The organism is Mycobacterium sp. PSTR-4-N, assembly GCF_022348085.1.
In the GTDB taxonomy this organism is placed as follows: Bacteria; Actinomycetota; Actinomycetes; order Mycobacteriales; family Mycobacteriaceae; genus Mycobacterium.
Window position 1 is genome coordinate 1 of the sequence record NZ_JAKRFN010000040.1, and the last position, 18,955, is coordinate 18,955.

The window sequence follows — 18,955 nt, forward strand, 5'->3', positions numbered from 1 at the left end:
AAGTTACCACACCTGCGAGCGAAATCCGTCTACCAGGAGGAACACGAAAGTGGTTCAATGAAGCGCATCCGGCGCTGGTCCCATGCGCCAGATATACGCGTCAACTTCAGGTTGATTCGCGACCTTCAGGCCCGGAGTGCAAGAGGTGTGTGGTCTGCGGTGGGGCGACGGAAGGGGGTCGTACGGCTGGGAGCTGAGTGGGCGGTGCGCGGTGGTGAGGGACGCGGGCTACGGGCGCGGTGGAAGTGACTGGCGGTAGACGGATGCGGTGAAGGCGAAAAAATTGGTGAGAGGCGAATGTGGCTGCGGTGGTGGCCCGGTCGCCGGTGAACCTTCTACTGTCGGCGACCATGACAGCAGCAACGTCCAAGGTGGAAGCCAGGCGCCGGGCACGCGAAGCGACCCGACGCGCCAACGAGGAACGCGCCGCGCGGGATAAGGCGAACATCGATGACGCCGCAGACTTTCTCGTCGCGGTCGGCAAGGTCGCCGAAGCCGAAACGTGGAAGACGGAGCGCTTGGCCCAGCTGCGCGCGCAGGTCGACGCAGAAGCGGCCAAGCGGGTGGCCGGCCATCGGGCCAAGGCCGGCGCGGCGGTCGCACGTATGCAGGGCCGTGGTGAGACGCTGACGACCATCGCCGCACGGACCGACGTCGGAATCGGGATCGTCCGCACCATGGCACGGCATGCTCCGAAATCCGAGAAGCGGACCGCCGGGAATGGTTCACATGCACAAGGTCTGGAGGCATTGTCCGACTCGACCGCCCAGGGGATTGCCGCCAACGCTGGCCAGCCTCCGGCGGACGCAGCCTCGGCGTGACGCACTGCGCAACGGTGCATTGAGGCCGGTGGTGCACGACGATGCGCACAGCCAGGGTGCCGGGGGTCGGCGGGTGCGTGGGCCGTCATGGAGGTGCGCCGTTACGCCGGTCGGGCCGCTGACGCACGCGCCGGTCGCGCCCCTGGTGCTGCGAACCGGCCTGTGCGTCCGACTACACCAGGTCTGCCCAACGCGGTGGGGAGCGCTCGACGTGGCAGGGGCTGCGCAGCGGTAACGGGAACACCCGGGAGCAGGGTTACAGCACCAGTGGAGCGGGCCGCGGTGGCCGCGCTGAATGTCAGTGCCGGCGAATAGGTTCAACGGCCATCTGAAGCGCGGGACAGCTGGTTGTTGATCAGCGTGTGCACGCTGCCGAGATCACGCGCCTTCACAGCCATGTCGTCTGCGGCCCAGCGGCTTCGGACTGCAACATCTGGACCGGCGCGATCGGCGCCGATGGCTACGGTCAGCTCTACCCGACCCGCGAGCGTTCAGGACTGTGCGTTCGCCCGCACCGCTACGCGTTGGCGATCGTGTCCGGTGTGGTGGCCGCTGGGGTGCTCGGGCTCCACGAATGCGACAACCGGTGTGCGTCAAGATCTCGGCGGCGACAGAACCCCATCAGCACGTCGGTCGGCCCGCAGGGTGACAACATGGAGCGGATGGCGCGGATGCGTCGCGGCGGCGGCCGATATGCGGTGCGACGCCTCGACGGTCGCGGCATTCGACGGGAACGGTCGGCGACGCTGCGTGAGGCGGTGCGCCATGGTGGGACGCGGCTGTTGTGCAGGCGGCGCTGCTCGGTCATCAGGCCACGCTGTGGTGACATACGTTAGGGCCCCTGGAGCCGGTGCGTGTGGGACCGGGTGCGGCGAGCTGGATGGTCTGGCGCGTGGTGTCGCAGTGCCGAGCTGGGGGGCTGAAAGGGTGTGCGGCGGTGGTGTCGCGCGCGGGCGCTTAGCCGCGCTGCAGGAGTACCGCGTCGCGGGACGACAGCACCGTGTTGGCGTCTAACCACACGGGCGGCGCAGAAACTCCGGCGTGCGGCCCAGCAGATGCGGTGCTGCCCGATCGGCCGTGGCCGTGGCCGGTGAGATCGACGCGCGGCGTGTCGCTCAACGCGCAAGCTCGAAAGTGACTGCTCGACGCGGCGGGCAAGAATGCCTGAGGTAAGCGAGAGTTGCCTTGCCGCGTTTGATGGGTGCGATCGCATTCTTCTGAGCTCTCGTAGCACCTGCCGTTGGCCAGAACGGTCGCGTGGTTGGCCGGGTGGCGCGGATGGTGCCTGCCGGGTGTCCTCGTCATCGCCCCTGTATCGGATGTGCCACGCCGTGCTATTCGGGGATGCTGGGCGGTTCGCTTCGAGTGGCGAGGACACAGGTCACCGGATTTCAGGGCCCGTTCCGGCCTCAGTGGATGGACCGGTTGTTTCGCAAGGCCCGGCTGGACAGCGGCTGCCTGGCCTCGTAACCTAACCGTGACCTACGTATCTAGTACGTACTTGCTTACTTTGCCGAAGGTTTTCGCTGTTGTGACTTCATCTGTGCTTGCGGTCCTGCCGCGCGCGTTGGGTAGACGGTTCGTCTGCATTTTGGTGGCTTTCGGCGTTTTTGCTGCGCTTTTGGCAACCGATGTGCGCGCTGATCCGGCGGCTGATGCGCTTGCCGAACTGACTGAATTGTCGCGTCTGGCGGAGCAGACCACCGAGCAGATTCACACGGCGCAAATCGACCTTGACGAGAAGCTCGCAGCGCAGCAGGTTGCGGAGAAGGGGGCGGATTCGGATCGCATGGCCGCGGATGCAGCGGCGGCCGATCTGGTGAGGTATCAGGCTGCAGTCGACAGGTTGGCCGCGGCTGCCTACATGGGTGGGCGCACGGATACCTTGGCGGCGGCGTTGACGGCGACGTCCCCTCAGGATCTGATCGATCAGCTGGCAGTCCAGAAGACGGTTGCGTCGGAGCTGACTGTGCAGATGGCTGCGTTCCGGTCGGCCAGTGCGCGGGCCGCGGCAACTGCAGAGCGGTCTGCGAAGTCGGCAGCCCAAGCACGGAGTGCGGCCGATGAGGCGGCGGCAGTGCGGACCGACCTGGAGGCCAAACAGCGTCGGATGGCGGAACAGATTGCTGCTGTGCAGGCCCGCTACGACTCTTTGACGCCTGATCAGCGAGCGATTCTGGCTGACCCTGGCCCCGCGCCGCCTCCTTTGCCGTCGACTCCGCCGGTGAGCGATCCGAGCATCGTTGCTATGCCGGGCCCGGCGGGCGGGGCCTCCTCGGGGAACGGTGTTGCGGTGGTCCAGGCGGCGCTGACACGGGTGGGGTCGCCTTATTCGTGGGGAGCCACCGGTCCGGATGCGTTCGACTGCTCTGGGCTGATTAAGTGGGCGTTTCTGCAGAACGGCAAGTCGTTGCCTCGGTCGAGTCAGGCGCTTGCGCAGGGCGGGCAGCCGGTGGCGCTTTCAGACGTTCAGCCCGGCGACATCGTGACCTTCTATGCTGACGTGTCTCACGCGGGGATTTACATCGGCGACGGGTTGATGGTGCACGCGTCGACGTACGGAACGCCGGTGAAAGTGGCGCCGATCTCGTCGGCACCGATTCACAACGTGCGGCGGTACTAGGCCGCCGCCGCGGCGCTGCGTCAATCGTTGAAGAAACGGCTGGTGATTTCCGTCCACTTGCGGATCTCGTCGATGGTGTGAGCGACGTGCAGCGTCGAGTCGGGGATCAGCTCAGCGAGGCGCTCGGCGGTGGAGATGGGATGCAAGGGGTCGGTGTCCCAGGCCAGCACCAAGGTGGGCTGGCGGATGGAGGTCAGCCGATTGGGGTCGGGTAGATCGGAGGAGCCGACTCCGCGCAGCGCGGCGGAGACCACATCGTCGTCGACGCCGGGTTCGAATTTGCCGTGCCGGTAGTTGGCGAAGATCGGCAGTGGGGGAGCTTCGGCCCATTGTTGTCGCCAAGCGGTTGTTCCAATGGAGTCGATGAGGTCGGCGGTGTCGAAGTACCACTGGCGCAGTTGATCGGGCCCTGTTTCCCAGGCGACGGGAGGGATCACCAGTGCCAGCCGCCTGAATCGGCGAGGAGCGTTGAGGGCGGCGTGCAGTGCTGCAGCGGCTCCGAGCGAGGATCCGGCGAAATCGATGGGTTCATCGAGGCCGGCCGCGTCCAGGACGCGCAGGAGATCGTTGGCTGCCTGCTCGAAGCGATAGTCCTCGGGTTCTGGTCGGCCCCGTGATGCGCCGTGTCCGCGTTGGTCGTAGGTGATTAGACGGCGGCCCTCGGCGATAGTGTCGATGTCGAAGATGCCCAGGCCGCGCACGATCTGCCGGCTCATGAGCACGCCGTGCCCATAGCCGACTGGCACCGTGTTGGGTGGGCCGCTGAGCTGGTAGGCGATGGTGGCGCCATCGGTGATGAGAAGGTGGTCATCCGGCATTGCGGCTCCTCAGATGCGTTGGTGCGGTATTGCGTGGGGTTTCGGGTGCCAGCCGTCTATTCCACAGCGGTGAGGACGTTCACCGTGGCACCGTTGTCGGTTGAGGTGTAGATGGCGGTATCAGTGGCGATGTAGACCTGACCGTTGCCCGCGGCGAGCAGGGCCTGGGGTTTGTTGTTGAGCGAGTGGCCCGGCTGCCAGGTCTGCCCGTCGTCGGCGCTGGTGTACAGCCGTCCTTCGAGGTCGGCGCCGAGCAGGGGACCGCGGTCGGGCCAGCTGATGAACAGCAGTGCCGGCGCACCGGTGACTGCGCTGAACGTCCTCGCCCCGTCGGTGCTTCGGAGCAGCCCTTGGCGTGCTGTCGCGAGGATCTCATCCGGGGCATCCGGTGATATTGCGAGGTCGACGGCGGGGACTTCTGCGCGCTGTTGCCAGGACCGCTGATCAAAACTAACCATCACGGTGCCGGATTGACTGTCGTGACCGTAGACCCGTCCGTGGCGGTATTTGAGCGCGTGGAAGTCGGCGCTACCGTGCAATGACAGAGGTTCCCAGGACTGGCCGGCGTCGCTGCTTTTGATCAGGCCGAGGTGGGGCGGTTGTTGGCGATCGGCGGGGTCGGGGTGGCCGCTAGCCAGGAATTCGTCGGGGCCGGCGACGGTGAAGCCCATGAAGTCCTGCGAGAGCTCACCGACTCGTTGTGGCGCCTGATCTTGCTCAACGGTGTAGAGGCCGTAATGAGTTGCGACGTAGAGCTTGTCGTCAGATGGGTTGATGCCGAGGCCGTGGATGTGCACCATGCCCGGCACGACGGCGGGTGGCGGGCTTTCAGGGGCGTTCGACGAACAGGCCGCGGCCAGAGCCCCGGTCAGGGCGATGGCGAAAAGGTTGCGGATCAGCACACGGACACCTTCCGGTCACGAGATCTACGTAGTTCAATAGTAGGTGGGCGGTGCGTGAGGTGGCTGCGCCTCGGGTGGCGCGACCGCGAGTGACAGACCGGGGGAGTCGTCTTCATCAAATCTTCATCGGATCACGAACCGACCCATACTCGGATTGCTGAGGCTGGGGTGCGGCGGCGCAAGGGCTTGCCGTGTGGACGCATGGTGTCACGAAGATGTTTGAGGAAGGATGTGCGATGCAGCACAAGCGTTTTGGATTCGGGCTTGCGGCGCTTGCGGCGTCGGCCCTGTTTGTCAGCGGCTGTTCGAATGCAACGAACGAGTCTCAGTCATCGTCGTCGAGCACCACCTCGGCAGCAGCGTCGGCGTCGGCTTCGCCCAGTGCTGCGAGCAGTGACGCTGCCCATAACGATGCTGATGTGACGTTCGCTCAGGGCATGATCCCTCATCATCAGCAGGCGATCGAGATGAGCGACATGCTGCTCGGCAAGCAGGGAGTTGATCCTGAAGTAGTGTCACTCGCCAACGAGATCAAGAACGCTCAGGGTCCTGAGATTGAACAGATGCAGGGCTGGCTGCAGGACTGGGGAGTGTCCTCGTCGACGACGGCCCCCAGCACCGCCGCAATGCCCGGTCATGACATGCCTGGCCATCAAATGCCCAGCGAAGACATGGGTGATATGCCGGGTATGAGCGGCGGCGGTATGGGCATGATGTCGGAAGCCGATATGGCTGCACTGCAGAACGCGCAGGGCGCCGAGGCTAGCCGACTCTTCTTGACCCAGATGATCGAGCATCACAAGGGCGCGATCATGATGGCGCAGCAGGAAGTTGACAACGGCCAGTTCCCGGCGGCAGTCGAGATGGCGCGCAATATCGTGTCTTCGCAGCAAGCAGAGATCGACACGATGCAGGGAATGTTGGACAAGTAGCGCGGAGAGGGCACTAGTCAGCGACGCGCTGAGTCAGCCGTCGCAGGGTGGTGTTCGCTGCGTATCGGGGTGATGGGCAGGGCGATGGTGAATGTTGCGCCGGCGCCGGGTCCAGCACTGGCTACCGAGATCGATCCGCCGTGCGCTTCGATGAGCGCTTTGGCTATGGCGAGCCCGATACCGGCGCCGCCATGCTCGCGGTCGCGGGCGGTGTCTGCCCGGTAGAACCGTTCGAACACTCGGGTGACGTGCTCGGCGGTGATCCCTTCTCCGGTGTCAGCGACAGCGATTTTTACCTGGTCGCCGTCACGAAGACAGTGAAGGTGTACCGACCCGCCGGGCGGTGTGTGCCGTAGCGCATTCTCCAGCAGGTTCCCCAACACTTGAGACAGTCGTTGTTCGTCGGCCCAAAGCGGCGGTAGCGGTTGCGGGAGGTGTACGTGCAGTCCGACCCCCTTGGCGTTATAGCGTTCTTGTGCTGCTGCGACGCACTGGCGGGTTAGGCGGTCCACGTCGAGGGAGGCGTAGGACATAGACACCGCACTTTCCTCGGCCTTCGCCAGCGCGGCGACGTCATCGGAGAATCGCACCAGCCGACGGGTTTGGTCGCGCAGCATGGCTGCTGTCTGGGGTGTCAGGGAGCGCACGCCGTCTTCGAGTGCCTCGATGTAGGCCTCGAGTACTGCCACGGGTGTGCGGATCTCGTGCGCGAGGTCTCCGAACAGTTGCTGTCGTGTCGAATCGACGGCTTGAAGCCGGGAGGCCATTTGGTTGAATGCGGTTGCGAGGGCGTCGAAGTCATCGCCGAGGCGCGGCGGTGACACGCGGATGTCGTAGTTCCCTTCAGCGACATCGGTGGCCGCGGCGGCGACTTCGGTGATGGACCGTTGGAGGCGTCGACTGACGTAGAAGCTGACCGCGAGGGCGGCCAGTGCTGACACCGCTAAAGCGCCTCCGATGGAGATCACCGTTGCGTAGCCGTAGGCCTCTTCGGCGTGGACTTCTTCCAGGGAGTCCATCGGGACACCGGCACGGTGGAGGTGTTCGCGGAACAGCGGTGGGCCGACCACGGCAGCGACCACCGCGGTCGTCGCCGCTCCGGCCGCCAGCACGATGGCTTGGGCCGCCAGGAGTCGCAGGCCGATACCGGGACGGCCCGGCCGTCGACGCCGGCGAGGGGTCGACGTAGGTGGGGGAGTCACTGTCCGGTTCCCATCCGGTATCCGACACCTCGAACCGTGGCGATGTAGCGGGGGCGTGCGGCGTCGTCGCCGAGTTTGCGTCGTAAGTGTCCGATGTGGACGTCGACGAGGTGTTCGTTGCCGACCCAGGGTTCGTCGCGGATTATTTCGAGAAGTTGTCGGCGGCTCAGCACGATTCCTGGCCGCGCGGACAGGGCTTCGAGAATGTCGAATTCGGTGCGGGTCAACAGGATTAGTTCGTCGTCGATATGTACCTCGCGGGCGGCGACGTTGATGCTCAGTGCGCCGAAGCGGCGCGGCGGGGCTGTCTCTCGTTCGGCGGGTGCGGCGGCTGTTTGCAGGATGCGGGGTCGCCGCAGCATGGCGCGGATGCGCGCGACCAGCTCGCGGGGACTGAAGGGTTTAGTGATGTAGTCGTCGGCGCCGACGGTGAGGCCGAGCACGGTATCCAGTTCGGTGTCACGGGCGGTGAGCATGACGACGTAGGCGTCGGAGAAGGTCCGCAATTGCCGGCAGACCTCGAGTCCGTCGATGCCGGGTAGGCCGAGGTCAAGGATGACGACATCGGGATCCAGGTCGCGTGCGACGGCGATTGCGTCGACACCGTTGCCGGCGACGACGGCTTCGAACTGCTCGCGTTCGAGATAGCTGGCCACCACTTCGGCCAGGGGGAGTTCGTCGTCGACGACCAGCGCGCGGTATCCCTTCGCGCTCTCAGGCGCGCCCAGGTGGTGGTGCTGCATGTCCATATGGTGCCTGCTGGTGCGCCCGTAACCAGGTATGGCTGACCGGGCGGCTCGATCTTCAGCAGATCTTCACACGACTCATACCGTTTTCCTCCTGCGGTGGGGTGAGGCTCACTGTGAGGAGGGCCTGACATGCGTTGGCTGATGGACGTGTGCCCGAACAGTCTCGGGTGGCAAGCGTGGCTGATCCTGTGTGCCGTGGTCGTGGTGCTGTGGGCGGCTGCGATCGCCGGCGCGACGGCGCTATTTAACGCCTCTCGCTGGCCGCGTCGTTCGGGGCGGCCTGACGTGCCCGAGGAGGCCGATTCGCAGGGGCCGCACCGCGGCGCACTGACCGGTCCACCTGCGCGGCATCGCGGCGACGTCAATATTCGATCAAGCGGGTGACGTAGGGCGTCATGCCGGAGGTGCGCACGGGCGAGATCTTGACGACCGACCCGGTGTAGGGGGCTTCGATCATCATGCCGTCGCCCAGATACATCGCTTCGTGCTGGCTGGCGTTGGGGCCGTAAAAGATGAGGTCACCGCGTCGCATCTGTGACGAGGGGATCTTGCGGCCTGCGTTGTATTGCGACCCGGAGTAGTGGTCGAGTTTGATGCCGACGCCGGCGAAGGCATACAGCATCAGGCCCGAACAGTCGAAACCCACGGTGTTGGCGCCCTGGTCGATGCCTCGTGACGGGCCGTTGGCGTTGCCGCCGCCCCAGGAGTAAGGCACGCCCAGTTGTGACATGGCGCGGCGAATCACGAACTCTGAGGCCTGGCGGCCGTAGAGGCGGGGGATGCGTCCGTTGGTGATGCCGGGATCTGCGGCGGCGGTGACTGGAGACAGAATGCCGAGTTTGGTGAGGAACTTGCGGCCCATGTCGGCCGTCAGCTGCGCCGAGGTCGCCATGATCTTGAGGACGGCATTGATGATGGCCACCGGGTCGCCGGCCACGTTAGCGCTGGGCACCATCGGCAGCGTGGTGTCCCACAGGCCCCCCTCGGTGGCGCCCCCCGGCGACGTGGTGCCGCGGTCCCAGGGAGCGCCGGATACCGGCACAGTGCCGGGTTGCGCCGCACTGGGCGCGGCGGCTGTCGCCGCCACCGGTCGGGCAGCTTCCAGTCGAGCTTGAGCGGAGTCGCGTTCGGTAGCGAGCCGTTCGACCTCGCGTCGCTGTGCGGTAAACGTCTGCTGGGCGTCCCGGAGTGCGGCTACCGCGTCGTCTTGCCGGCGTTGGGCGTCTGCGGCGGCGCTCTCGGCGCGCGCCCGCGCTGCCGTCGCAGCAGAAAGCTTGTTGGCCTGATCGGTCTGCCGACGCAAGAGGTCGTCGTGGACCCGCTGGAAGCTGATGGTGAGGGTCTGCTGGGTCGAGGCCCCGGCCAGGATCTCCTCGGGACTTTGTGCCAGCGGCAACGCACCCGACGGCCCGTTCATATAGGTCGACGCGGCGAAGCGGTCAAAACGGTGTTGTGCGGCCTCGATCGCGTGTTGGCTGGCGGTAAGGGCTTGGTCGCTGGCAACAACGTCGCGTCGGGCCTGCGCGAGGGTGTCGCGAGTGGCCGCGATTTCGACCAGGGCACGGTTGACGCCCTCTTGCTTGATCTGGATGTCGCTACCGACGTCGGCCATCCGCTGGTTCGCTTCGGCGACCGCCGCAACCAATGAGGGAACGTCGTCGCGGTCGGGGCTGCCGTCATGCCCGGCAACAGCGGTACCCGGGGCGCTGAGCACCAGTGCCGGCATTAATGCGAAGAGACTCAGAAAAGAAGTGAGGCGCCGCATCGAATCTCCTCAGCTGGGGTGAGCGTTGTCGAGCCGCGCATCGAAGCCGAACGGCACCCGCGGCGCTCCTACTACCGAGCTAAGTACGTAGCACGATAGTACGTAGACGGAACGTACATCACTTTGGTATCAGGAGGAACGTCTGTCACAGTCTCAGGTCGGTTACGACTGTGCGCCACGGGCGCTAGTTTCACGCGCCGCGGCCGGTAGTGCAGATGCTGGCCCTATGCGGTCGAGGTGAGGCGTATCGCGGCTTTTCCCAGCTCGGCGGCTACATTGGGGGCTGAAGAGCTCGGGGCGCGAGGAGGCCAGCTCGTCGCGGAGAGCGGGAGAGGCGCAAATGGAACAGCGAGGATTCGGCGACCTCGAAGCGGTGGTCATGGATTGCGTGTGGGATTACGCCGAGCCTGTCACGGTGCGTGAGGTTTTCGACGAGATCTCTCAACGGCGGCAGATCGCGTACACCACCGTGATGTCGACGATGGACAACCTGTACCGCAAGCGCTGGTTGCAACGTCAGCGCGATGGGAAAGCGTACGTGTATCAGGCGTCCATGAGCCGCGAGGAGCGTTCCGCGCGTTTGATGAAGGCCGCGTTCGACGCCGGCGGGGATACAGATGCGGTGCTGGCGTTCTTTGTTGAGCAGATGAACGCCGAGCAGTCCGCTCAATTGAAGGCGGCTCTGCGCAAGGGGCGTCGGTGATGACCGCCGCGCTGTGGCTGCTCCTCTACGGCAGCGCGCTGGCCTGGTGGGCGCCACCGGTCCTGAGGCGGATGACCCGTCACGGCATCAGCCCCCATATGGGAGTGGCCGCCTGGCTGGCCACCGTCGCCGCGACGCTGACGGCGTGGCTCGTCGCGCTGATCATGGTCATCGGCGCAACGACGGACAGTATTCGTACGGGCGCGGTCGTGACGCTGTGCCTGGAGCTGTTTGGCTTCTCCGAGCACACCCCCATGGCCGGACGAATCGGTTCCGTTGTTCTCATCGCGGTAGGAACCCTGACGTCAGGGTTCGTCGTAATGCGGATCGGTCGCTGCTTGTCGCGGCTGCGGGCGCGAAGTCACGAGCACGCGCGTGCCGCGCGGATCGTCGGCCGACCCACCGACCATCCCAATGTGGTGGTCGTGGAGGCCGACCGGCCTGCTGCCTACTGCGTGGTCGGACGCCCGAACGCCATCATCGTCACCTCCGCGGCGATGAAGTCGTTGAACCGATCACAGCTCAAAGCGGTTCTGGCGCATGAAAACGCGCACATCTCAGGGCGCCACCACCACATCCTCATGGCGCTCCGCGCTTTGGGGGGCACACTGCCGCGGCTTCCGCTTTTCGCGACGGCCCCTCATCGTGTGGGTGAACTGCTGGAGATGTGCGCTGACGACACCGCCGTGCGCCGCGTCGGCACGCATCCGCTGTTGGCTGGATTATCTGCTCTGGCCGGAGAACACCCGCCTGCACGGGAAGGCCTCGCCGCGGCGGGAACAGCGGTCATCGCGCGAGCGCAGCGCCTGCTCACCCCCACACGCCGGCACGTGCGATGGCGCCACCGCATCTGCCTGGCAGCCGCGATCACCGCCATGCTCGCCACACCCGCCCTCATCCAGGTGCTCTGCCACCACTAGCGCCTCAACGCCCGCCGCACGTTCCGCAGGTGGAGCCAATGCGCGTAGGCCGCCAGCAAAGGAAACACCGCTTGGCGCGCGGGCCGATAGAGCGCAAATTATCTACGTAGTAAAACCGTAGATGATCTGCGGTACAAGCAGCGCAACGATCTGTTGTATCTCCTTCGCGGAACCTCCAAAAGGGCGTTTTCGCAAGGGCATCGGGCGAAGTCGATCGTGCGACGGAACGGCCGGATGGCTCGGCGCAACGGCGGTCGCGCTCTGATCACAACCCGGCATCGGCTAGGGGGCCGAGCCTGAATTCGCCGATCCGCTGCTACAGTCGGCAACATCGTGAAGTACTTCGACGCGAACTCTGGGCAACGCCGCCGCGCCATCGTCGCGGCGTTGATCGCGTTCTGGACCGTCATCGTCGGAGCCGAGTGGGCACTGCCCGGCGTGAATGCGGCACCTACGCACGGACCGCACACCCTGGCCGCCAGTGCGGTCGGCGCGCCGATGTCTGTCGAGCTCGACCACCCCCACCTCTCCCAACCCGACGCCGAGTGCACGCCCGACACCCTGGCCGAAGCGATCCTGCCGCGGGGAACGGTCTCCCTGATCGCGCTCGCGTTGGGCCTCGTCGTGGCTGTACTTCCGCTGCTGTGGTGCCAGGCGGCGAAGGCGCCTATCCGCGGTCCACCACGGAACGCCCGCGCCCTGCGCACCGGCCGCGACGTGCTCGCCCACCTGTGTATCGCGCGCCGCTGATCGGCTAGCGTCAGGCCCCGTCGTCTTCGACGGTGGCCGGTGACCGCTACCTGCCGTCAGTCGCCGTGCTTCGTCGCGGCCTCACAGAAGCGACATTCATCGATGAATCCTGCCCTGCCAATCCGCCATGCACGCACTTCCCACACCCGATCGGCACAGCCACAACGCGGCCGCAACGAGCGGCCGGCCACCATGGTCGGCCAGACCCCTGTCTTGAGAATCGGCGCACCGTTCACGTCAGAAGAGCGGGGCTTTTGGGCCAAACTCGAAGGCTTCAACCCGGGAGGAATGAAAGACCGACCCGCGCTACACATGGTCGAACGCGCCCGCTCCCGCGGGGCACTTACCCCCGGCGCCCGCATCGTTGAATCCACCAGCGGGACGCTGGGATTGGGTCTCGCACTAGCCGGAACGGTCTACGGGCACCCCGTCACCTTGGTCACCGACCCCGGGATGGAGCCGATCATTCAGAATATGCTCGCCGCATTCGGCGCCGACATCGAATTGGTCACTGAACCGCACCCACAGGGAGGCTGGCAGCAGGCTCGCCGTGACCGCGTGCAGAAGATCTTGGCCACCGACCCGCGCGCGTGGCATCCCGATCAATACAGCAACCCCGATAACGTCGAGGCCTACCGCGGGCTCGCGTTGGAACTGAACGAACAACTCGGCGCCGTTGATGTCCTGGTGTGCTCGGTGGGCACCGGAGGCCACTCGGCCGGCATCGCACGCGTCCTCCGAGAATTTAACCCGCAGCTGCGGCTGATCGGCGTCGACACGGTGGGCTCGACGATCTTCGGCCAGCCCGCGGCTTCTCGGCTCATGCGAGGCCTGGGATCGAGCATCTATCCCGGCAACGTCGACTACCAAGCGTTCAACGAAGTGCATTGGGTTGCCCCCGCGGAGTCGGTGTGGGCATGCCGCACCCTGGCGGCCACCCACTACGCCAGTGGCGGCTGGAGCGTCGGTGCGGTCGCCCTAGTTGCAGGCTGGGTCGCACGCAATAGCCCTGCCGGAGCCACTGTCGCAGCGATCTTCCCGGACGGCCCGCAACGCTACTTCGACACCATCTACAACGACGACTACTGCCGCGCCCACGGCCTGCTCGACGCAGCGCCCCCGAGGCATCCCGCCACCATTGAGGACCCGATGACCCAGACAGTCACGGCGTGGACGCGATGCACCACCGTTGTCGACCCCACCGAGGTGCAGTCACGATGACCCTGCTGTCAGCCTTCCGCAGCTTTGGTTGGCCCAGCCGGATGCTGATGATCAACCAATTCGGCATCAACCTGGGCTTTTACATGCTCATGCCTTACCTGGCCGGCTACCTCGCCGGCCCGTTGGGGCTGGCCGCGTGGGCCATCGGCCTGGTGCTGGGTGTACGTAACTTCTCCCAGCAAGGCATGTTTCTCATCGGCGGCACTCTGGCAGACCGGCTGGGCTACAAACCGCTCATCGTCTGCGGATGTGTCCTCCGGACAGCAGGATTCGGCCTGCTCGTCTTCGCTGAATCGCTGCCGGCGGTTCTGATCGCCTCGGCAGCAACCGGCTTCGCCGGCGCCCTGTTCAATCCTGCGGTGCGCGCCTATCTGGCGGCCGACGCGGGCCCACGGCGCGTGGAAGCCTTCGCGGTGTTCAACGTGTTCTATCAGGCGGGCATTCTGGCCGGACCCCTTGTCGGGCTGGCCTTGATGTTCGTCGATTTCCGAATGACAGCTGCCGCCGCAGCGGTCGTGTTCGCAGCGCTGACCGTGGCCCAACTCTTAGCATTGCCCCACCGCGCCGCGGGGACACCTGATGAGAAGACATCGGTGCTGCAGGACTGGCGAACAGTAGCGGCCAACCGCTCCTTTCTGCTCTTCGCGGCGGCCATGATCGGGTCGTATGTTTTGTCATTCCAGGTCTATCTGGCATTGCCGCTTCAGGCGCGAGACCTGTTTCCGCGCAACGATTCCGTTGTCACCGCCATGATCTTCGTGGTCTCGGGTCTGGTTGCTGTCCTCGGCCAGATGCGGATCACACGATGGTTCGCCCACCGCTGGGGCGCCGGCCGCTCGCTGGTGATCGGCATGCTGATCCTCGCGGCGTCGTTTTTGCCGCTGATCGTGCTGCCCGATGACACCAGGGCAGGCAGAGTCGCCGCCGCGACCGCGCTACTCGTCGCCACGGCGGTGCTGGCGGTCGGGTCGGCGGCCGTCTTCCCGTTCGAGATGGACACCGTCGTCTCATTGGCCAACAACCGTCTCATCGGAACGCACTACGGCTTCTACAACACCATCGTCGGAGTCGGCATTCTTGTTGGCAATCTGGCCACCGGCTCGCTGATGCAGGCCGCCCGAGATCTCGGGCAACCCTGGCTGCTGTGGGTTCTGCTGTCGGCAATCGGGCTGGCCTCCGCAGCGGCCTTGTTCCGGCTGGACCGACGGGGCCGACTTCAACCCGAACAGCTGACATCCTCTGGCGCGCAAACCCCCCGCTGAACACCCGAAGACGCGAACATGCCCGACACCCCATATCGCCATCTACGTAGTAGCTACGTAGATGGCGATATGCTGGTTCCAGCATCCGCGCGGACACCTTCACGCCGTGAATGGCCCACGCTGGCAAGGAGACTGCCACGACCATCGAGCCGCACCCCGCTTCGGGCAGCGTTGCCTCTCCGGCGATAGCTGCTGGGCGCATTCGCGTTCTGCTGGTTGAACCTCGGCGCATCTACGCCGACATGTTGGCCGGCACCCTGCGCGCCGAAGAGTTCGCCGTCGACGTCGCACGCTCAGATGCTGCAGCGCTCACCGCGGTGCGCGACGATGACCCCGACGTGGTGGTGGTGTGCCTGGGATCATCCGCGCACGGCGCCGTCGTCCTTGACCGTGTTCGCCAGGCCGCCCATTGCGGCGTCGTCGCGCTCGCCGACACAGAGATGGCGCCACTGATATCGCGCGTCGGAGTGGTTCCCATCGGCTCCCGCGACATACTCAACACGCGAATACGGCAGACACTCAGGCATTCTCACCAACGCAGCGAGGACGGCGGCGCCCAGCGACGCCACGTCGACGATCTGGTGATCGACGTGGGGGTCCGGCGGGTCTATCAGCGCGGCAACGTCATATCGCTGACTCGAACGGAGTTCGCGATCCTTCGGGTTTTGTCCGATGATCCAGGGGAGCCCGTGACGTGCCGACGACTTCAGGAAGTCCTTTGGGGGGCGACGCAGCCCGGCGGGCGGTCGGCACTGGGCGTGCACATCGGCAATCTACGTCGCAAGCTCGGTGACGCCCCGTCTTGTCCGCGCTATGTCCGGACGGTCCGCGGCATCGGCTACTGTCTGGCCGGCTGAACCGTTACCCGGTGCGGACAAGGCTTTTGGCGGGAGGAAGCTGTTGGCGGAAGCGTTCGGGGTCAGGTCTCGATAATCCGTATGACGTAGGGTGTCATCCCGGCGGTACGCACCGGTGAAATCTTGATGGGAACGCCGGTTTGTTGCGCCTCGATCATTTTTCCGCCGCCGAGGTAGATCGCTTCGTGTTGGCTTCCGCCGGGCCCCCAGAACAGGAGGTCACCGCGTTTAGCTTGCGCGGGAGGTACCTTGCGGCCAGCGTTGTACTGGTCGCCGGACCATCGCGGCAACAGTACTCCGACGCCGGCGAAGGCGAATCGTGTCAGTCCTGAGCAGTCGAAACCGACGGTGCCTGCGCCTTGGTCGACACCGCGACTAGGGCCGGTGAGGCTGCCCCCTCCCCAGGAGTAGGGAACGCCGATCTGCGTTCCTGCCCTGCGGATAACGTATTCGATCGCCTGGGCACCGTAGAGACGGTTGCCGCGGACGCTCGTTTGGGGGCTTGCCGCGGGACTGACGAGTCCGAGACTGCCCAGGAAGCTACGCCCCAAATCCATCGCAGTCTGGGTGGCAACGGCCGTCGCCTGCAAGGACGCGTTGGCGATGGCAACCGGATCGCCGGGCGCTCCCGCACTGGGGATCTTGGGCAGGAGTGGATCCCACGGACCGCCTGTCGGCTCGGCGGAGGCTGCTGGGGTGCACGCCAAAAGTACCGTCGCGACGACGGCAACGATCACCCCAGTCAGGCGAAAGCCGGACGCAGATACGCGGCCTTCCTCCGGGCGGGCGCATCGGGCCATCGGTTCCATATGGCGTTCTTTCTTTCGGCTGTCGGAGCGCCGGTGATTGGTTTCGCCAAAAAAGGCGAAGCAGAGCGTTCCGTACTGTGCAGCAACGATGTACGTAGCGAATACGTAGATCAGCCTAACTCACATATGCCTCATCAGTAACACCCGCAACATAATTACAGTGCTGGAATTTCGGCGGCTGGAATTGCTAATGGCTTTTGCGAATGGGTGTTTGACAGTGTCGGTCGTCGATGCCGGGACTACGAAATAGTCGGTGGTCCGGACATGTGAAAACGCCGTTACCTGAGGACGGCAAACCAAAGGTGTCGTAGCGGAAAGGGCTGCGCTACCTGTGCTGCGTGGGCCCCACGGCGCGCGATGCTCGGGTGACGCTCGGCAGTTCGCAACCCGGTTCGGTGGATGCGAGACGTCCTGCTGACACGCGTAACTGGTGCCACGAGGTGACTGGGAGGCGGCGGTTGTGAGTCTCCGCTTCTGCTCTGTGTTTCAGAGGTTGGCGTTGCCGGCTTTCCACTGATCCCAAGGGATGTTCCAGTCACCTAAACCGTCTGTCCCCGACAGCGTGGGGCCGGTGGTGTTGATGACCTCAACGATGTCGCCGCGTCGGGTGTTGTCGTAGAACCAACGGGCGTTGGCCGGATTGACGTTGAGGCATCCGTGGCTGACATTGGCGATGCCTTGGCTGCCCACCGACCACGGTGCAGAGTGCACGTAGATCCCGCTGTAGGACATCTGGGTCGCCCACTCCACCTCGGTGCGGTATCCGTCAGGAGAGTTGACCGGGACTCCGTAGGTGGACGAATCCATCACCAGAAACGAGTAACGATCTCCGATGATGTAGGCGCCGTTATCGGTCGGGGTCTTGGCTTTACCCATGGAGATGGGCATGGTCTTGACGATCTGACCATTGCGCCGCACAGTCATCGTTTTGGTGGCGTCATCGGCGGTGGCGATGACCTCGTCACCGATGGTGAACCGGGTAGTGACGTCATCCTGACCGAACAGCCCGTCACCGAAGTTGACGCCGTAGGCGTTGACCGCCACCTCTACTGTTGTTCCCGGTTTCCAGTATTCGGCTGGGCGCCAACGTACTTCGCGATTATTGAGCCAGTAGAAGGCTCCCTCGACCGGGGGGGTGGTGGTCACGTTGATCGCTTGCTGCGCCGCAATCCGGTCGGTGATGTTTTCATCGAAGCGGATCGCGATGGGTTGGCCCACGCCAACCGTCTCGCCGTCGTTGGGCAGGACGTAGGGCATCGTTAAGTTGTCGGGCGAGTGGGTTTCGAAGGTCGCTGTCGTAGTGGTCGCGCCGCCCAGTCCAAGGGCCTGGGCATGAAGGGTGTACTGCTTGTTGTAGCCCAGCGGCTCGGCAGACGACCAGGACACGCCATCGGGGCTGAGCTGTCCGTCGACGAGATCGCCGGCTTCGTTGGTCAACGAGACTTGGCCGAGAACGCCGTCACCGGCGGACACGGTAACAGGGGAGTCCACCGCGACACCGATCGCTCCGTCGGTCACCGACGCCTGCAATTTGGGCACTAGCAGGTCGGCGAACGGGGTGCCTTTATCAGTGATGACCTCGGGCTGGGGCGCGGCGGCCGGCGACGAGCTGCACGCGGCCGCGATCAGCAGCACCGCCATCGCCAGGACGGCCGTCCGCAGCCACTGCGCCGTCCTGCGAAACGGTGGGAGGCAAGTCGCCTGCGGCATCAGTGTGGTCTCCGTATCCGAATGTTGACATCGCTGATGAGCGGGCACTGCGTGCGCCGCGACAGCCGTTCGCGGGCGGCGGTGCACCGTTCACGGATATGGTTCAAGTGTGCTGATGCGTCATTTGGCTTTCTTAGTCCTTCGATGAAGATTCAGTAAAGACGCAGACTTGCGCACTGGTCTGCCCGACATGGCATCCGGCTAGCTCTGGCAGGCGCCGAACGGGCTGCCGATCCTTTGTTCGTCGATCGTCGGACCGTGGCGCGCAATAGGCCACGTAGAAGGCTATGGGTCTAGTACGCGTTCTGGGCTGATCGGGAACGCTTGAGGCAATCACGGTCCGGGAGCGCTAGACGCTGGTCCCTCTCAGCCCTGCTCCGGTGTCGGTCTCGTCGCGGTGGGGTCCTTCGTCGCGGTGGTGGACTTGAGGCTGCACCCTCCGGCGGGGGTGAAGGGGTGTATCAGCTGCCGCCCGTACGCGGTGGGGTAGTCGGGGTGTGCGGCCATGCCGAGCTGGGTGGAGTCGAATCGGCGGGTGGGGTTATAGGAGTAGGTGCGCATGAGGTGGTCCCAGACCAGGATGAACAGCCCGAAGTTGACGTCGCCGATGCCGGCCCACTTGAGGTGATGGAAGCGGTGGCCTTCGTTGAGAGCCAAGACGTGCTTGGCGGGGCCCACGCGGTAGTCGGCGTTGGAGTGCTGCAGCAGCAGCTGGATCGCCACCGCGATTGCGAGCAGGGAGGCGACGTTGACGGGCAGACCGATCAGGATGAGCGGTGCCACACCAGCGGCTCCCGCGAACGATCGCACCGTTCCGTTGGGAAGCCGTATCGTCCTACATCGACAGGCTGGCCCGCGCCAACCATATCGGCGTCTCCACACTGCGCGGCCATGTCGCCGAATCATGCGCA

Annotated in this window: 17 protein-coding genes; 9 read left to right on the top strand and 8 right to left on the bottom strand. The window is 65.1% G+C overall.

What is annotated here, in order from left to right; translation table 11 throughout:
* Positions 1-350: 350 nt before the first annotated feature.
* Both MHN84_RS29085 and ripC read left to right on the top strand, forming a co-directional pair.
* On the top strand, positions 351-821 hold the full coding sequence (locus MHN84_RS29085; RefSeq protein WP_207064967.1) for a hypothetical protein: 471 nt from the start codon (positions 351-353) through the stop codon (positions 819-821).
* A gap of 1,531 nt (positions 822-2,352) precedes the next feature.
* On the top strand, positions 2,353-3,444 hold the full coding sequence (ripC, locus tag MHN84_RS29090) for a peptidoglycan hydrolase RipC (RefSeq protein ID WP_213449639.1): 1,092 nt from the start codon (positions 2,353-2,355) through the stop codon (positions 3,442-3,444).
* A 20-nt stretch (positions 3,445-3,464) separates the two neighbouring features.
* Here ripC and MHN84_RS29095 read toward each other — a convergent pair whose 3' ends face one another.
* Positions 3,465-4,262: an alpha/beta fold hydrolase gene (locus tag MHN84_RS29095; RefSeq protein ID WP_083407547.1), complete on the bottom strand. Its 798-nt coding sequence runs from the start codon at positions 4,260-4,262 to the stop codon at positions 3,465-3,467.
* A gap of 56 nt (positions 4,263-4,318) precedes the next feature.
* Positions 4,319-5,164: a F510_1955 family glycosylhydrolase gene (locus tag MHN84_RS29100; protein ID WP_073683295.1), complete on the bottom strand. Its 846-nt coding sequence runs from the start codon at positions 5,162-5,164 to the stop codon at positions 4,319-4,321.
* A 236-nt stretch (positions 5,165-5,400) separates the two neighbouring features.
* On the opposite strand from MHN84_RS29100, the gene MHN84_RS29105 reads away from it, so the two are divergent.
* Positions 5,401-6,096 (top strand): DUF305 domain-containing protein, encoded by a 696-nt coding sequence (locus MHN84_RS29105; RefSeq protein ID WP_073683356.1) that lies wholly within the window; start codon positions 5,401-5,403, stop codon positions 6,094-6,096.
* A 17-nt stretch (positions 6,097-6,113) separates the two neighbouring features.
* On the opposite strand, the gene MHN84_RS29110 is transcribed toward MHN84_RS29105, so the two are convergent.
* The 3 genes from MHN84_RS29110 to ripA form a co-directional block, all read right to left on the bottom strand.
* On the bottom strand, positions 6,114-7,298 hold the full coding sequence (locus MHN84_RS29110) for a cell wall metabolism sensor histidine kinase WalK (RefSeq protein ID WP_073683294.1): 1,185 nt from the start codon (positions 7,296-7,298) through the stop codon (positions 6,114-6,116).
* Positions 7,295-8,041 (bottom strand): response regulator transcription factor, encoded by a 747-nt coding sequence (locus MHN84_RS29115; RefSeq protein WP_067952909.1) that lies wholly within the window; start codon positions 8,039-8,041, stop codon positions 7,295-7,297. Before MHN84_RS29115 ends, MHN84_RS29110 begins: the two co-directional genes overlap by 4 nt.
* Before the next feature lie 367 nt (positions 8,042-8,408).
* Entirely contained in the window at positions 8,409-9,812 is a 1,404-nt protein-coding gene (ripA, locus tag MHN84_RS29120) for an NlpC/P60 family peptidoglycan endopeptidase RipA (RefSeq protein WP_073683293.1), read from the bottom strand.
* 340 nt (positions 9,813-10,152) lie between these two features.
* Between ripA and MHN84_RS29125 the strand changes: the two genes are divergently transcribed.
* From MHN84_RS29125 to MHN84_RS29150, 6 genes are all read left to right on the top strand, one after another.
* Positions 10,153-10,515 carry a BlaI/MecI/CopY family transcriptional regulator gene (locus MHN84_RS29125; protein ID WP_024444607.1) on the top strand — a complete coding sequence of 121 codons (363 nt, stop codon included), beginning with the start codon at positions 10,153-10,155 and terminating at the stop codon, positions 10,513-10,515.
* Positions 10,515-11,435 (top strand): M56 family metallopeptidase, encoded by a 921-nt coding sequence (locus MHN84_RS29130; RefSeq protein ID WP_073683292.1) that lies wholly within the window; start codon positions 10,515-10,517, stop codon positions 11,433-11,435. The genes MHN84_RS29125 and MHN84_RS29130 overlap by 1 nt, the downstream gene beginning before the upstream one ends.
* 333 nt (positions 11,436-11,768) lie before the next feature.
* On the top strand, positions 11,769-12,185 hold the full coding sequence (locus MHN84_RS29135; protein ID WP_073683291.1) for a hypothetical protein: 417 nt from the start codon (positions 11,769-11,771) through the stop codon (positions 12,183-12,185).
* A gap of 102 nt (positions 12,186-12,287) precedes the next feature.
* Positions 12,288-13,406: a PLP-dependent cysteine synthase family protein gene (locus MHN84_RS29140; protein ID WP_213449080.1), complete on the top strand. Its 1,119-nt coding sequence runs from the start codon at positions 12,288-12,290 to the stop codon at positions 13,404-13,406.
* Positions 13,403-14,668, top strand: a complete 1,266-nt coding sequence (locus tag MHN84_RS29145; RefSeq protein ID WP_011856854.1) for an MFS transporter — start codon at positions 13,403-13,405, stop codon at positions 14,666-14,668. Before MHN84_RS29140 ends, MHN84_RS29145 begins: the two co-directional genes overlap by 4 nt.
* Positions 14,669-14,910: 242 nt before the next feature.
* Positions 14,911-15,525: a response regulator transcription factor gene (locus MHN84_RS29150; RefSeq protein WP_073683289.1), complete on the top strand. Its 615-nt coding sequence runs from the start codon at positions 14,911-14,913 to the stop codon at positions 15,523-15,525.
* A 62-nt stretch (positions 15,526-15,587) separates the two neighbouring features.
* Here MHN84_RS29150 and ripB read toward each other — a convergent pair whose 3' ends face one another.
* From ripB to MHN84_RS29165, 3 genes are all read right to left on the bottom strand, one after another.
* Positions 15,588-16,334, bottom strand: coding sequence for an NlpC/P60 family peptidoglycan endopeptidase RipB (gene ripB, locus MHN84_RS29155; protein WP_073683288.1), 747 nt, complete (start codon positions 16,332-16,334; stop codon positions 15,588-15,590).
* A 486-nt stretch (positions 16,335-16,820) separates the two neighbouring features.
* The gene (locus tag MHN84_RS29160; RefSeq protein ID WP_099961880.1) at positions 16,821-18,044 is read right to left on the bottom strand and encodes an Ig-like domain-containing protein; all 1,224 of its coding nucleotides are present in this window, start codon (positions 18,042-18,044) and stop codon (positions 16,821-16,823) included.
* Between the two features lie 366 nt (positions 18,045-18,410).
* Positions 18,411-18,955 (bottom strand): sterol desaturase family protein (locus MHN84_RS29165; protein ID WP_374238442.1); only part of this gene is annotated, 545 nt, incomplete at its 5' end.